The organism is Streptosporangium sp. NPDC051023, from assembly GCF_040689595.1.
Lineage (GTDB): Bacteria > Actinomycetota > Actinomycetes > Streptosporangiales > Streptosporangiaceae > Streptosporangium.
This window is the reverse complement of sequence record NZ_JBFBCE010000041.1, coordinates 42,472-56,696: the sequence shown is the minus strand read 5'-3', so window position 1 is coordinate 56,696 and position 14,225 is coordinate 42,472. Positions and strand designations below refer to the sequence as shown.

The window sequence follows — 14,225 nt, the reverse complement described above, 5'->3', positions numbered from 1 at the left end:
TGATGATCTACCTGTACTGGACCGCCGGGGCCAGGGATGCGCTCGAGGGCCGCACCGCATCCCCGCCCGCACCGCTATGGGCCCTCTACTGCGGCGGGTTCTCTTCCGCGTCTCGCAATGCCTGCCCAGAGGCGTTCTTGAGTCTGGTGACCCAGGTATCGAGCCTCTGTTTGAGCGTGGAGCCGGCGCTACTGTAGGAGTTGTCGAGCTGGTAGGGATCGGCGGACAGGTCGTACAGCTCATGTTCGCCGGTGTCGTAGGCGACGTAGTTCAACGCTGCGTTTACGCCGAGCGTGTTGGGTTTGGCCCGCAGGCCGACGTAGAGGGGGGCGCCTCCGGAGGCGAGCGCTTGTGCGTCGCCGGGATCTTGGGGTTCCAGCAGGTTGTTCAGGGTGTTGGTGTTCAGGGTGCTGGGTCCGGCATGCTCGTTGAGGAACGCCAGGCGCCACCGCGATGGTGTGGTGCCGCGCAGGAACGGCACGAGTGAGCGGCCGTCGACGAAGGCGGGCGCGGTTGCTCCGGCCAGTTCGGCGAAAGTCGGTGCGAGGTCGACGTTGAGGGTGAAGGCGTTGACGACCGCCCCGGCGGGGACGCCGGGTCCGCGGATGACCAGCGGGACGTTGAGATCTTCCTCGAAGGCGGTGTTCTTGCCGGAGTTCAGGCGGTGCTGGCCCTGGTGGAAGCCGTTGTCTGACGTGAAGACGATGTAGGTGTTGTCGAGTACGCCTTGCGCCTGCAGAGTGTCAATCGTGTCCTGGACGAGGTCGGTGACCGAGCGCAAGGATTCTCTGCGCTTTTCGTAGAAGGCGTCGATGTTGTTGATCTGGGCGGTGGTGAGCTTGGGCTTGTTGCGGATCCAGGCTGGCTTGTCGCTGACGTCGTCCTCGTTGAAAGACGGAGTGCGTGGAGCCTTGGCGTTGGGGTAGATGCCGTCGTAGCGCGGCGGCGGCGTCGCTGGTCCGTGTGGGATGTAGGGGGCGACGTAGGTGAAGAATGGCTTGTCCGGGTAGTTGGTGGTGGTGTTCTTGATGAACGTGGTCAGTTTGCGAGAGATCACGTCAACGCCGTAGTCCGACGGTGCGGCGCCGAAGTGGACGGTCGTGCCATTGTCGTTGACGTCGTAGTTGTACTCCGAATACGGGCTTCCGCCGTTGGGGCTGAACCAGCGCGTCCACCCAGGCGGAATGTAGGTACTACTGGGCGCTCCGTTGGGGTACCCGTTGAGGTATTTACCGAAGAATCCGGTGCGGTACCCGGCGCTTTGCAGCCAGGTGGCGACGGTCGAGTTCTCCAGTCCTTTGCTGTAGACGGACTGGAATCCGCCGCCGGAGGCGGCGTCGTTGGTGTAGATGCCCGTGTTGTGTGCGAACTGTCCGCGCAGCGTGGACGTTCGCGATGGGCAGCACAGCGACAGTTCGACGAACTGCTTGTTGAATGTCGTTCCCTGACTGGTCAGGAGTGTTTGTAGCCCGGCGTCCTTGCCGAAGACGTCCTCGTTGAGGTCATCGGTGAGGATGAAGACGATGTTGGGCTGGGTCGTCGCCGCCGACACCGGCGAACTGTCGAGTTTCACACCCGCGTAGGCGATGCTCGCGAATGCGATAAGCAGGGCCCCCAAGATTTTCAATCGGTGACGATGTGGCTTGTGGGCATTCATGCTGCACCCTTTCTTGGAATACCTAGTTCATCGCGTGATGTCGATGAATGCATGCCGAGACATTCCAGCCTCGAACAGGGTGAAGTCCATCCAGGCATGCCGGCGGCTGCGGACACAGAAGGTCGCGCCCGAATGGGAGAGGTGGGGAATCAGCGGTGGTGAACCGGGCGGCACAGGGCGCTGCTCACGCGCGCCAAATCGATGTGACGCCGCACAGTGGCGTGGAAGCTGTGTCCACTCCAGGCGGTCGATGTCATAACCACATCAAATCCGAATTAATCCTACCGGTCAAGTGGGTAATTACGCGCAGTCGCCGCTGAATTACTGCCACATTATGTAACGTTCGCCCTATTTGCGACCTTGTGCGGGCGTTCGTCGGCGGCGTGCTTTTTCGCCAGATGCTGTAGCGGCGGATCATGCCGCCCCGGGCCTTGTGGTCGGGGTGGTCGGGGTGGTCGGGGTGGTCGGCGCCGTCGAGGGCGAAGTAACGCAGGGCGGTGAACTGGGCCTCGATCCGGTTGAGCCAAGAGCGGGCGCGACGGGCGGGGTCTACGGCCGGGCCGAGGCCGCCGGGGTCCCCGTCATCGCCATGAACTCCGAGGGGCCCGGGGTGAAGGCCGGCGTGTGGTGGGAGATCAACCTGTGCGACTCGCCGCGGGCACCGTTCAAACGCGCGGTGGATCAAGGCATAAATTCAGAAAAGTGCGTCCGAAAATCCTTAAAGGAAGAATGTCGGGATAGTTGAATGAGGCTGACCCTTCTCATTTCATTCCGCGAAAAGCGTGGCCGCCGTTTCCCGTATTCACTGTCTCCTGCGGACTCCTGCCGTCATGATGGACATCGTGGCGACGCAGCGAAAGCCCCGAAAGGGGATCTTGCTTGCGGGAGTGGGCGTCGTGGCCGGGGCGCTGGGCGTGGCCTTCGTGATGGTCGGCCTGGAGCAGGCCGATCGGCTGGCCAGCGTGCTGGGCGCGTTCGTCGGCCTGGCCGGGCTGGCCGTCTCGGTGTACGGCCTGCGCGCCTCCGAGACGCCCGCCGTCCCCGATCCCGCCGCCCAGCCCCGGAAGGCGGTCACCATGGGCGGCACGTCGCCTCCACCTCCCGATCTGGCGATGCCTCCCGGCCCGACGATGCTCCCCGATCCGGCGATGCCTCCCGGCCTGGCGATCCGGTCCGGCAGCCCGCCGGGCACCCCGGCGGGTTCCCCCGTCGCGGAGCCGCCCGCCTCTCGGCCCGCGCCCGCCCGCCGCTACGGTGGAGACCACGTGGAGTTCCAGAACAACGTCTTCCACGGACCGGTCACCGGCAAGAACACCGCTCCCACTGACCCGGCCGACCCCGGGGGGACGTGAGCGCGATGCCCCGGCCTGAGGAGCGTCCCGCCGAGGCCCGGTTCCAGCAGGAGGACGAGGCAGGCAAGCGGCACCACACCGGTGACCACGTGGAGTTCCACGGCAACGTCTTCCACGGCCCGGTCGCCGGGACCGTCGTGCACACCACCCACGAGCACATCCACCTCGCCGCAGCCCCGCCTGAGAAGCTCTGGACGGGCAGCCCGTACCGGGGCCTGGCGCCCTTCGGCGAGGCCGACGCCGAGGTGTTCTACGGTCGGGAACAGGTCACCGCGCAGCTCGCCCTGATGCTGGCCGACCGCCTTGACGGGCTGGGAATGCTGGTGGTCACCGGCCCGTCCGGAGCGGGCAAGTCCTCCTTGCTGCGAGCCGGGCTGCTGCCGTACCTCGCCGACGGGCTGCTGCCCGGCGCGCCGGGCAGTGCTCGCTGGCCCCGCCTGGTCATGACCCCGACCGGCGACCCGCTGACCGAGCTGGCCGTTCACCTGGCCGCGCTGAACGGCGCGGCCGACCCCGCGACCGTCCGTACCGGTCTGGCCGCGCATCCGGAACAGGCCCACCTGCTGTTCCGGCAGGCGGCACTGGCGCATGCCGGTCCCGGCGCCTCCGCGGGGCCGGAGGCGGGACAGGGAAGGCTGGTCGTGGTGGTCGACCAGTTCGAGGAGATTTTCACCCTCGCCACGACCGCCACGACCGCGGACGACTCGGGAGGCTCACCGGACCGGGAAGGCCGCACAGAGAGTCAGACGGGAGGGAAGGAAGGTCCCGGAGGCTCGCCGGGCGGGGAAGAACGTGCCGGGAGTTCACCGGCCGGGCACGAGCAGGCCGGATACCCGGAGGAAAGTTCACCGGCCCGGCACGGGCATGCCGGATACCCGGAGGAAACGGTGTCCGAAGCGGCGCGGGCGTTCCTGACGGCGCTGCGGGCCGCCGCGGAAACCCCCGTCGGTCCCGCGGGGGAACCGGCGGGACTGGTCGTCGTGGCCGTCCGAGGAGACTTCTGGGACCGTTGCGCGTCCCTCCCGCCACTGGTCGACGCGCTGCGCGCCGGACCGTTCACCCTGGCGGCGATGGACGACGCCGAGCTACGCCGGGCGATCATCGGCCCCGCGGGACGCGCAGGCCTGACGCTGGACGACGGTCTCGCGGACCTGGTCGTGGGCGACCTGCGCTCCCTCGCGGCGCCCGGCCGGCATCTCGGCACGGGCACGGACTCAGGCGGCGGGCCGGGCGCCGCGGTGGGGGCGGCGGCGGGGGCGCTGCCGCTGCTGTCGCAGGCGATGCTGATGACCTGGCGGCACAGCGAGGACGGCAGGCTGACCCTGCGCGATTACGGTGCCGCAGGTGGTGTCGCCCACGCCGTGCAGACCGGCGCGGAGGCCGCCTACGACGGGCTCCCCCCGGCCCGGCGTGCCCTGGTCGAGCAGCTCGTGCAGCAGCTGACGGTCATCACCCCGGACGGTCAGGTCGCGCGGCGCCGGGTGACCCGCGTCGAACTGCACTCCGGCCGTTCCCCGAGCGTCGCCGACGACCTCGACGGGATCGTGGAGGCCTTCACCGGCCAGCGGCTGATGGTCGCCGACGGGGACAGCGTCGAGCTGGCGCACGACATCCTGCTGACGGCCTGGCCGCGCCTGGCCGACTGGCTGCGGACCGACCAGGACCACCGGATCCTGTACGGCCAGCTCCGCGAGGACGCCGAGGACTGGCGGCGCAACGACCGCGATCCCTCGTTCCTCTACCGGGGCGGCCGTCTCACCGCGCTGCACGAGGCCCGCGCCCACTGGCGGGCCAACCCGCTGCGCTACCCGCCGCCGACCGACGCCGTCACCGAATTCCTCGCCGCCGCGGACGAGGCCGCCGCCCACACCGAGCGGGCCGCCGTCCGCCGCGGGCGCCTCGTCCGTGCCGCCGTCGCCGTCCTGACCGCCCTGACGTTGATCGCCTCGCTCGCGGCCATGGCCGCCCTCAGGGCGCAGGACGTCGCCGAGGCCCGGCGCCGGGAGGCCCTCTCCCGGCTGGTGATCGCGCAAAGCGAGCAGGCCATCGGCGTCGACCCCGTCGTGGCCGGGCTGCTGGCCGCCACCGCCGGGCGTCTCGACGACACCGGCGAGGCACGCTACGCCATGGTCGAGGCCCTGGCCACCGGCGTCCAGGCCGTTCTGCCCGGCCACACCGGCCCCGTCAGGGATGTGGCGTTCGGCCCGGACAGCAGGCTGCTGGCCACCGTCGGGAACGACGGGACCGCTCGTCTGTGGGACACGGCGACGCGCAGGCCGATCGGCACCCTGGTCACCGGTCACACCGGAGGCATCGAGGACATGGCACTCAGCCCGGACGGCACGATCCTGGTCACCGCCGGTGAGGACGCGACCGTGCGGCTGTGGAGGGTGGGGACCCGTCAGCCGATCGGTGACCCGATCAGGGGTTTTGCCGGTTCGGTCACCGCGGTGGCGTTCAGCCCGGACGGCAGAACCCTGGCCATCGGTGACGCGAAGGGCGGCGTCACGGTGCGGGACGCCGCGACGCGCGAGCTGATCGCCGAGCCGTTCAAGAACGCCGCCTCCTTCACCGCGGGCCTGCTGTTCAGCCCGGACGGCGGGCTGCTGGCCGAGGAGGACGGCAACGGGAGGCTGCGGTTGTGGGACGTCGCGGCGCGTCGATCGGCCGGTGTCCTCTTCGAGGGCGGGACGACCTCCCTTGAGGCGACGGCGTTCAGCCCGGACGGCGCGACCCTGGCGGTCAGCGGCCACGGCAGGACCGTGGAACTGTGGGACGTCGCGACCCGGCGGCTGATCGGCGGTCTTCAGGGAAAGGATCTGGACCCCATCAGCCGGGTGGTGTTCAGTCAGAACGGCGCTTTTCTGGTCACCTCCGATCGGTACGGGTACGTGAGGCTGTGGAACACGGCGACGCGCGAGCCGATCGGTGCTCCTCTCAAGGCCAATGGCGACGCCATCTACGCGATGGCCTTCAGTCCGGACGGTACGGCCCTGGCCACCGCCGGGGGCGGCGGGGATGCCTGGCTGGTGAGCATGCCGCCCGCGCGGCTGGTCGGTGAGTCACTCGGCTACACACACTCCGTTCGCGCGGTGGTGTTCAGCCCGGACGGCGCGACCCTGGCCACCGCCGGCGACGCGGAGGGCGGCGTCAGGTTGTGGAACGCCGCGACGCGTGAACCCGTCGGCGATCTCCCCGAGCGCTATCTCGAGGGTGTCAAGACGATGGTGCTCAGCCGGGACGGTACGACGCTCGCCACCGTTGACTACGACGGGAAAGTGCGGTTGTGGGACGTCGCGGCCCGGCAGCCGATCGGCGAGCCTCTCAAAGACCGCGCCGATCGGAACGAGCCGGTGGCGTTCAGCCCGGACGGCAGAACCCTGGCCGTCGGTGGCGATGACGGGGACGTGTGGCTGTGGGACGTCGCGACCCGGCGACCGGTCGGCGAGCCCCTCAAAAACGTCTTTGCCCCGTACGACCCCATCAGGGACGGGGACCCCGTTTTTCACACGGTGGCGTTCAGTCCGGACGGCAGGAGCTTGGCCACCGGTGGCAACGACGGGCTGCTGCGGTTGTGGGACGTCGCGGCCCGGCGGCTGATCGGTGACCCGATCGAGGGCGGCATCGGCGCCATCGACGCGGTGGCGTTCAGCCCGGACCGCAGGACCCTGGCCATCGGCGGCTTCAACGGGGAGGTGCGGTTGTGGGACGTCGTGACCCGCCAGCCGATCGGTGCCACGCTCGAAAGCCACGTCCACTACGTGACCACGGTGGCGTTCAGCCCGGACGGCAGGACACTGGCCACCGCCAGCTCCGACAGCACCGTCCGGCTGTGGGACACGGCGACCCGCCGGGCGATCGGCGGCCCGTTCACGGGGCACACCGGCATCGTCGAGGACGTGGTGTTCAGCCCGGACGGCACGACCCTGGCCACCGCCGGTGGCTTCGACGGAACCGTCCGGCTGTGGAAGGTCGGCATCCCCGCTGATCCGCTCAGCGCGGTCTGCGCCGTCGCGGGCCGTTCCCTCACCGAGCAGGAGTGGAGGCGTTACCTCCCGCCGGGCGAGCCCTTCCAGAAGGTCTGTCCCTGACCGGCCGGACGGAACCGCACGCGGCCCACCGTCTCAGGGGCGGCGTGCGGCTGTCCGGGAGGCCAGGTCAGCACTCGCTGTCGTAGCGCGTGCTGTAGCCGCCCCGGACGCCCCAGCTGACGGTGTAGCCGTCGCAGTCCGTCCACTCGCCGCCGACCGCCGTGGTGTGCGAGTCGTCGGAGTAGTACGTGGTGCTGCAGCTGTGGCCCAGCCCGCACGGCATGGCCTGGGCGGGGGTGGCCGGGAGGATGGCGAGGGCGGTGGTGGTGAGGGCGGTGGCGAGGAGTACGCGGCGCATCATGAGCGGTCCTTCCTGGTCGGGGTGACTTCCTGTTGGTGGAAGCGGCGAGGGGTCTCAGGTCGCCGGGTGAGGTGCGCCCTTCGTGGCCGGAATCGGTCGCCGCCGCGGGGAGTTCTCGGGGACCCGCTGGACCCGCTGTTCCCGTGGTGCGCGGAGCCGTTCCTCCACCTCTTCCGGCGATCCGTCGCGAAACGTCGCCAGGCGCGGTGGATCACTGCCAGCGTGCACGGAAAACAGTGACCGGGAAAGGCGGCAAACCGGCATCCCGGGGTTTCGCGGATCAGGCCGTCGCGGTAGTTGCCTCCTCAGGAGGGGCGCACGGAAACAGTCGTACCGTCGGGAGGCGGCACGTGGAAATCGTCGGGAGGCGGCACGTGGAAATCAGGGAGACACGACAGAGAGCCGGCGTTTCCCGTCGGATGGGCGGTGGTTTTTCTGGGGTTTCTCCGGGGTTTCTCCGGGGCCGGTCCCTGTCAGGCCGGATATCCCCACCTCCGGCAGGCGTCCCGCAGCGAGGCGGGAACGGCGTCCGGGGCGGGGAGCCGCCGCGGGTCGCAGATCGTCCCCGTGCGGATCTTGCCGGTGAAGTCGCCGATGAACGTCTCGAACGATCCGTGGTCGAACTTTCCGTACTCGAGCATCCCGGGCTCCCACGGCACCCCCAGGAACGAGCAGATCTCCTCCGTCGCCCGCGTCGGCTCCGAGACGAGCTCCTCATATCGCACGGTGTGGCCCGGCAGCGTGTTCCGCGCCTCCTCCACACCGTCGACGTGTTCGAGCACCAGGGCCGCCGTCGTCTCGGGCGACGCGTTGGGGGAGATCTCGCTCATCGACGCGAAGATCGAGGCGGGGTGTCTGAGCAGGAAGACGAACCTGGCCAGCGGCCAGCACTCCTTGAGACGGGGCCAGCTGAGCGCGTTACCCGGGGTCTTGTCGACAATGACCTGTTTGCCGCTGCGGCCGAGTTCCCGGTGCAGGATCCGGTCCCACAGCAGGTACTCGAGCTGTTCGCGGTCCAGGCCGAGCCGGTCGACCGCCACCTCCGTGTACGGCTTCGCGTACGTCACCCCCAGGGTTCGCAGGTGCATCTCGTGCGGAGCGCGGATCATGGAGTGGCTGTTCAGCAGGACCCGGAGCAGGGTCGAGCCGGACCTCATGGGGGAGAGGACGAAAACCGGTGAAGGGACCAGGCGGTCGCCGGTCCCCGTCTGTTCCGGACTGGAAACGCTCATGGGGATCTCCGTTTCTCGGCGGAGCGTCATCGGTTTCACCGGGCCCCGGGGGAGTGGGCAGGATGTTCGAAAAGCGGGCGCCCGCGGGACGCGGTCAGGCGGAGCGAGCAGGCCGTACGCGAGCAGGCCGTACAGAGGTGGAGCCGATCGGCCAGGTCATCCGGAGGCGGATGGCCACAGAGCGCGGTCGAGGTCGGGGAAGTCGGTGAAAAGCCGGTCGAGGTCCCCCCGATAGGCCTGCCGGATCGCCTCAAGGGTCGCGGCGTTGACGACCTCCGCGCCGCGGGTCACGATGCCGACGGGCGTCTCCGGCCGCGTGGGAGGGGTCCACCGCTCGGGATCCAGCCCGAGGAAGGCGAAGGTGCGTCGCGCCTGCCCGGCGAAGTCGCGCACGCACCGCTCGTACTGCAGCACGAGAACCCGGTCACGGGGGAAGTAACCGAGGACTCCGATGAGCTGCCGCCAGTACAGCCCCCGGCTGAACTGATCGTGGTACAGCGCCGGATCCACGGCGAACCCCCGGGTCGAGTAGCGGGCCACACCGGAGACGAAGCGCTCGACCGGGTCCCGCAGCATCACGAGGATCCGGGCGTCCGGTGCCGCCTGCCGCAGCATGGGCGGCGTCCAGAAGTCGTACATGTAGCGGGGCGTCCACTCTCCCACCAGGGATCCGGGAGGCCGGGGAAAGTAGCGGTGGTAGGCCGCGGGGTCGACGTCCTCGACCTGGCCGTAGTGGTCGAAGAAGTGCAGTTCCTTGCCGGTGTACGCCCCCGCGTGCGGGCCGTCCGCCGCGTCCGCCGGCGCGACCCCCGGGTGGCTTCTCAGCACCGACCACCACCAGGTGGTCCCGGAACGCATGGCCCCGATTCCCACGAAGTCGGGAGGGCCCGGCTCCCACCCCGGTGTCAGGGGAGGCGGGGGGAACGGTTTCGGCGGGGTCAACGCCGGATGGGCGGGCTGGGGCAGGGACTCGGTTGAGGTCATGTCTCCCCGTCCGATACGTGGTTGGCCGGCGCCGGAGTCAGTCCCCGCGCCTGGCGACGAGGTGGGTGGCGATCGAGCAGGCCGCGAGGATCACGGCTGAGACGCAGGTGAGTACGGCGGCGCGCACGGCGACGTCGTCCGGATAGGGCGCGTCGGACAGCAACTGGATGAGCGGTCTCACCGGTGACAGCCACGGGAGAAGCAGCATCGCCAGCAGCACGACCACCGCCACGATCACGGCGACGCCGAGGCGCGGGATGACCAGCCGGGAGGTGAGCAACCCCAGGGCCATCCCCAGCAGGGCCATGGCGAGCTGGGCCAGCGCCCCGGTCGCGACCGCCGTCGCCGTGACGATGTAGTGCCCCATCAGGATGGGGTATCCGAGCCCGATCACGATCATGAACGAGCATCCGGTGAGCGCGGTGGCGACGTTGGCGGCCAGCACGCGTTCGGCCGTGCCGACCGTCACGGTGACGACCTGGCGCTGGGTCGGATCCTCGTGGTTGACCACGGCGATCGTCAGCCAGGTGGCGCAGCCCAGCACCGCGATCACGCAGAAGGCGTACGCCCCGAGCAGGGGGCCGGCGCCCGAGCTCGTGCCCACGGACAGTGCGACCAGGAAGACCAGGACGGGAGGCAGATAACGCTGTGAGAAGACCAGGCTGGCCAGTTGGTAGCGGTAGAGCGCGATCAACGGGATCTCTCCGGTGTGCGTGGTGCGGGCTGGGGCTCGGCGGCGACGTGGGCGACCGACCAGCCGCCGGTGATCGCGGTGGCCAGCAGCCGGTCGTGTGCCCCTCGGTGGACGAGGACCTCGACGCCGTCGTCACGCGGGTCGGCGCTCACCACGCCGGGCATGGACGCCCAGCCGGGTGTGCCGGACGGGGCGTCCGGGCCCGCCGTGAGGGTGATCCGCATGAGCTCGGAGAGGGGGCCCGGTTCCCACGAGGACGCGCCGGGAGAGCGGGTGGCGTTCCCGGCGTTCCCGGCGTTCCCGGCGTTCCCGGTGTCGCCGGTGTTCTCGTTGAGGGTGAGCCGTCCGCGGTCGATCCGGCAGACCTTGGAGGCGCTGGAGTGGACGACCGACTCGCGATGGTCGGTGAAGATCACCGCGCCGCCGTGCGCGGCGGTCTCGGCCATCAGCTCGTGCAGGGTGCCGTGCACGGAGACGTCCAGGCCCGCCCACGGTTCGTCGAGGACGAGCAGGTCGGGAGGGACGAGCAGCGCCTGGGCCAGGGTGACCTTCTGCGCGTTGCCTTTGGACAGTTTCCGCAACGGCGTTTCGGCGCCGCCGACCAGCGCGAGGCGGTCGAGCAGGTCGCGGGCCCGTCGGTTCGCCGCCGAGGTGCTCAGGCCGCGCATCCGGCCCATGTGCCGCAGGTACGTGGTCGCGGACATCCGTTCGTGGGAGGAGATGCGGTCAGGCACGTATCCGATGACGCGGGCGTTGCGGGCGAGCCGCCCCGAGGACGGCGACGACAACCCGGCGACGATTCTCAGGAGTGTCGACTTCCCCGAGCCGTTGCCGCCCATGACGGCCAGAATGTCGGCCGCCCGCACCTCGAGGTCCACGTCGGTCAGCACCGGCTCTCCGCGCCCGTAGCGTTTCGAGACCGAGTCGAGCCGTATCGTGGCCGGTCGCCCCTGGTCGGTCATCTGACCAGATCCTCCAATCTGCCGACGATCCGTGCGGGACTCGGCTGGGCCGCGATCTCGTCTCGCACCTCGGTGGCGGCCTTCCCGAACGCCTGCTCCCGTAGTAACTCCACCATAACGGAACGTAGTCGCTCGGCGGTGATCTCGGAGGGCGCGCAGGACAGCCCGACTCCACGCCTGACGAGGACGGCGGCGTTCTCGGGACGGTCGGCTCCGTGGGGGACGACGAGCTGGGGCACGCCGCAGGCCAGCGCGGTCAGCGCCGTGCCGGCCCCGCCGTGGTGCACGATCGCCGCGCAGGTCGGCAGCAGCGCGTTCAGCGGCATCCAGCCGACCTGCCTGACGTTACGCGGCAGGGGGCCGGTGAAGGACGGCCCGATGTCGCCTATGGCCAGGACGAACTCGGCGTCGAGGTCCTCGAAGGAGGCGAGGAGGCCGCCGAGGCTGCCGAGGTTCATCGAGGCGGGCAGCACGCTGCCCAGCGTGACACAGATCCGAGGCCGCTCACCGCAGGTCAGGGCCCACTCGGGCAGGGATCTGGCCTCGTTGTAGGGGACATAGCGCATCGACCAGTGGCCCGGGGTGTCCCGCCCGCCCATGCTGGGCGGGCGCACATCGACGACCGCGGCCGCCCGGACGGGGGCGGGCAGACCGAGCCGCTCGCGGGTCGGCTCCATGAACTCGGCGATGGCGTCGCGGTAGTGCTCGGCCCTCGGGTCGGTCCCGGCCCAGGCCAGACGCACGCTCTGCTCGACGAGCGGGACGCCCAGCTCGGCCGCGACCAGCGGGGCGGCGCCCTGCTCCAGGGTGGAGAGGATCAGGTCGGGCCGTACGGCGCGGGCGAGCGCGAGCAGGCCGTCGGCCATCGCCTCGCCGAACATGCCGAGGCCTCCGCGTGGTCTCGGCTGTCCCGGGGGGATCGCGTTAATCAGGCCGCTGATGTGCATGAACTCCGCGAAGACGTCCCGCCCCGGGCACAGGTCGACGGCCGAGAAGCCCGCGGAGACCAGGGACGCGGCCGCCGCTCCGGTGTTGGCGACGACGACGTCGTGCCCGGCCGCCCGCAGCGCCCATGCCAGGGGGACCGTGGGCAGGAAGAGCCCCGAGCCGGGGGCCGCGACGGAGAGGACCTTCATGATTCCTCCATCGGGCTCACGCGCCGCGAAGGGAGATCGGCAGCCGGACGGGGCCGAGCACGCCGATGGACGAGTGGAACTCGATGTCGTCGTGGCGCACCACGGCGGGCCTGGGGCAGTGCTCCAGGAGCGTCTCCATGGCGATGCGGGCCTCGAGCCTGGCCAGCGGCGAGCCGATGCAGAAGTGGACGCCTTTCCCCAGGGTCAGGTGCTGGACCGGCTGGGAACGGTGCGGGTCGAACACGTCGGGCGTCGCGAACTGCTCCGGGTCGCGGTTGGCCGACGCGATCCAGACGACCACCATGGCTCCGGCGGGGACCTCGAGGCCGCCGGCCAGCTCCGTGTCCCGCTTGGTGATCCGCTGGTCCCTGGTCAGCGGGGGACGCCAGCGCAGCACCTCCTCCAGTACGGCGGGCAAGGTCGAGAGGTCCCCGGCGAGCCCGTCCGCGACGCGGGGATGCTCGTCCAGGCACATCACCGTGTTGCCTATCCAGGCGGAGGTCGGCAGGTGACCCGCGATCAGGAACATCCCGATCAGGCCGAGGATCTCCTCGTCGGAGAGCCGTTCGCCGTCGACCTCCGCCGTGGTCAGCCTGCTCGTCAGGTCCTCGCCGGGGTGGGCGCGCAGATGGTCGATGTGCGCCAGCAGGTACTGTCCCGCCTCCAGCACGATCGCGGCCTTCCTGCGCATGGCCTCCTCGTCGGGGACCCCCAGGCTGCCCTGGGGGCGGGCGCCCAGCATGGCGTCCGACCAGCGCCAGAAGTCGGGCTGGTCGGACGCGGGCACGCCGAAGAGCTCGGCGATGGTCGTCGCGCTGAGCGGGCTGGCGAACTCCCGCACCACGTCGATCTCACCCTCGGTACTCGTCGCGGCGAGCGCGTCCTCCAGCAGCAGCCGCGCCTTCTTCTCGATCTTCGAGGTCAGGGCCGCGACCTCGCGCGGGGTGAACGCCTTGTTGACGAGGCTGCGCAGCCTGCGGTGCCGTGGCGGGTCCATGCCCGCGAGGTTGCCTTGTGCGACGGCCGCCAGCAGCAGCTCGTCCTTCGGGATGAACGCGCTGAAATCATTGGAGAAGGTCTCGGGGGCGCTCAGCACGCGCACCGCCTCGTCGTAGCGGAACACCTCCCAGACCCCGGGCTGGTTGCCGGCCGCGGCCGCGCCCGCCTGCCTGCCCGCGGAGAAATAGGCGAACGACTCCGTGATGCGCTGCCTCCACGGCAGGCGGGCGAGCGCTTGCAGATCGACGTCCATGCTTTCCTCACACTCTCGGATGCGGACGGAGGTTCAGCTCGCGAGGTCGTCGCCGCGGGCGAGGCCCGCGGACGCCGGGGCGTAAGCGGGGTCGCTCCCGATCTCGACCGGCCTGTTGTGCTCGTCGACGAAGACGATGCTCGGCTGGAACGTCGCGGCCCCCTCCTCGGGGACGGTCGCGTACGCGATCACGATGACCAGGTCGCCGGGGGCGGCCAGGCGGGCGGCCGCCCCGTTCACCCCGATCACCCCGCTGCCCGCGGGACCTTTGATGGTGTAGGTGGTGAACCGCGCACCGTTGCTGATGTTCACGACGTCGACCTTCTCGCCGGGAAGCAGGTTCGCGGCGTCCAGCAGGTTCCGATCGACCGTCAAGGAGCCGACGTAGTGCAGGTCGGCCTGGGTGATCCGGGCACGGTGAATCTTCGACTTGAGCATTTCTCGAAACATCGCTACTCCACCTGGTGTTTCGGCGAGAACGCTTCCCCGTGGGACCCGGGCACGATGCGAGATCGTTTCGACGGGCCATTGAATGTTGCACGGCGCGGTGCCGGGTGTGACGTG

At 70.0% G+C, this 14,225-nt stretch carries 13 protein-coding genes; 3 read left to right on the top strand and 10 right to left on the bottom strand.

Going from position 1 to position 14,225, the window contains the following annotated elements; all coding sequences use genetic code 11:
• Positions 1–85: 85 nt before the first annotated feature.
• Together AB0395_RS25920 and AB0395_RS25915 are read right to left on the bottom strand one after the other, a co-directional pair.
• Positions 86–1,657, bottom strand: coding sequence for a sulfatase (locus AB0395_RS25920; RefSeq protein ID WP_366284806.1), 1,572 nt, complete (start codon positions 1,655–1,657; stop codon positions 86–88).
• A gap of 149 nt (positions 1,658–1,806) precedes the next feature.
• Positions 1,807–1,914 (bottom strand): putative leader peptide, encoded by a 108-nt coding sequence (locus AB0395_RS25915; protein WP_366284804.1) that lies wholly within the window; start codon positions 1,912–1,914, stop codon positions 1,807–1,809.
• Positions 1,915–2,108: 194 nt separating this feature from the next.
• Here AB0395_RS25915 and AB0395_RS25910 point away from each other — a divergent pair, with 194 nt between their 5' ends.
• The 3 genes from AB0395_RS25910 (at position 2,109) to AB0395_RS25900 (ending at position 7,100) form a co-directional block, all read left to right on the top strand.
• Positions 2,109–2,402, top strand: coding sequence for a hypothetical protein (locus AB0395_RS25910; RefSeq protein ID WP_366284803.1), 294 nt, complete (start codon positions 2,109–2,111; stop codon positions 2,400–2,402).
• A 97-nt stretch (positions 2,403–2,499) separates the two neighbouring features.
• Positions 2,500–3,009 carry a hypothetical protein gene (locus AB0395_RS25905; RefSeq protein ID WP_366284802.1) on the top strand — a complete coding sequence of 170 codons (510 nt, stop codon included), beginning with the start codon at positions 2,500–2,502 and terminating at the stop codon, positions 3,007–3,009.
• Positions 3,010–3,014: 5 nt separating this feature from the next.
• Positions 3,015–7,100, top strand: coding sequence for a WD40 repeat domain-containing protein (locus AB0395_RS25900; protein WP_366284858.1), 4,086 nt, complete (start codon positions 3,015–3,017; stop codon positions 7,098–7,100).
• A gap of 67 nt (positions 7,101–7,167) precedes the next feature.
• Here AB0395_RS25900 and AB0395_RS25895 read toward each other — a convergent pair whose 3' ends face one another.
• The 8 genes from AB0395_RS25895 to panD all read right to left on the bottom strand — a co-directional run bounded on the left by AB0395_RS25895 (position 7,168) and on the right by panD (position 14,111).
• A complete protein-coding gene (locus AB0395_RS25895) occupies positions 7,168–7,401 on the bottom strand; it encodes a DUF6289 family protein (protein ID WP_366284801.1) in 234 nt (77 codons plus the stop codon).
• A gap of 473 nt (positions 7,402–7,874) precedes the next feature.
• Positions 7,875–8,633: a sulfotransferase gene (locus AB0395_RS25890; protein WP_366284799.1), complete on the bottom strand. Its 759-nt coding sequence runs from the start codon at positions 8,631–8,633 to the stop codon at positions 7,875–7,877.
• Between the two features lie 156 nt (positions 8,634–8,789).
• A complete protein-coding gene (locus AB0395_RS25885; RefSeq protein WP_366284796.1) occupies positions 8,790–9,617 on the bottom strand; it encodes a sulfotransferase in 828 nt (275 codons plus the stop codon).
• A gap of 37 nt (positions 9,618–9,654) precedes the next feature.
• A complete protein-coding gene (locus tag AB0395_RS25880) occupies positions 9,655–10,311 on the bottom strand; it encodes a hypothetical protein (protein WP_366284793.1) in 657 nt (218 codons plus the stop codon).
• Positions 10,308–11,273 carry an ABC transporter ATP-binding protein gene (locus AB0395_RS25875; protein ID WP_366284792.1) on the bottom strand — a complete coding sequence of 322 codons (966 nt, stop codon included), beginning with the start codon at positions 11,271–11,273 and terminating at the stop codon, positions 10,308–10,310. The genes AB0395_RS25880 and AB0395_RS25875 overlap by 4 nt, the downstream gene beginning before the upstream one ends.
• On the bottom strand, positions 11,270–12,409 hold the full coding sequence (locus AB0395_RS25870; protein WP_366284789.1) for a nucleotide disphospho-sugar-binding domain-containing protein: 1,140 nt from the start codon (positions 12,407–12,409) through the stop codon (positions 11,270–11,272). The genes AB0395_RS25875 and AB0395_RS25870 overlap by 4 nt, the downstream gene beginning before the upstream one ends.
• A 16-nt stretch (positions 12,410–12,425) precedes the next feature.
• Positions 12,426–13,661 (bottom strand): cytochrome P450, encoded by a 1,236-nt coding sequence (locus AB0395_RS25865; RefSeq protein WP_366284786.1) that lies wholly within the window; start codon positions 13,659–13,661, stop codon positions 12,426–12,428.
• A 33-nt stretch (positions 13,662–13,694) separates the two neighbouring features.
• A complete protein-coding gene (panD, locus tag AB0395_RS25860) occupies positions 13,695–14,111 on the bottom strand; it encodes an aspartate 1-decarboxylase (protein WP_366284784.1) in 417 nt (138 codons plus the stop codon).
• Positions 14,112–14,225: the final 114 nt, after the last annotated feature.

Excerpts from the sequence above, each read along its gene's own strand:
- AB0395_RS25920 (WP_366284806.1), bottom strand. The coding sequence starts at position 1,657 with ATGAATGCCCACAAGCCACATCGTCACCGATTGAAAATCTTGGGGGCC.
- AB0395_RS25915 (WP_366284804.1), bottom strand. The coding sequence starts at position 1,914 with ATGACATCGACCGCCTGGAGTGGACACAGCTTCCACGCCACTGTGCGG.
- AB0395_RS25900 (WP_366284858.1), top strand. The coding sequence starts at position 3,015 with ATGCCCCGGCCTGAGGAGCGTCCCGCCGAGGCCCGGTTCCAGCAGGAG.
- AB0395_RS25895 (WP_366284801.1), bottom strand. The coding sequence starts at position 7,401 with ATGATGCGCCGCGTACTCCTCGCCACCGCCCTCACCACCACCGCCCTC.
- AB0395_RS25890 (WP_366284799.1), bottom strand. The coding sequence starts at position 8,633 with ATGAGCGTTTCCAGTCCGGAACAGACGGGGACCGGCGACCGCCTGGTC.
- AB0395_RS25885 (WP_366284796.1), bottom strand. The coding sequence starts at position 9,617 with ATGACCTCAACCGAGTCCCTGCCCCAGCCCGCCCATCCGGCGTTGACC.
- AB0395_RS25875 (WP_366284792.1), bottom strand. The coding sequence starts at position 11,273 with ATGACCGACCAGGGGCGACCGGCCACGATACGGCTCGACTCGGTCTCG.
- AB0395_RS25870 (WP_366284789.1), bottom strand. The coding sequence starts at position 12,409 with ATGAAGGTCCTCTCCGTCGCGGCCCCCGGCTCGGGGCTCTTCCTGCCC.
- AB0395_RS25865 (WP_366284786.1), bottom strand. The coding sequence starts at position 13,661 with ATGGACGTCGATCTGCAAGCGCTCGCCCGCCTGCCGTGGAGGCAGCGC.
- panD (WP_366284784.1), bottom strand. The coding sequence starts at position 14,111 with ATGTTTCGAGAAATGCTCAAGTCGAAGATTCACCGTGCCCGGATCACC.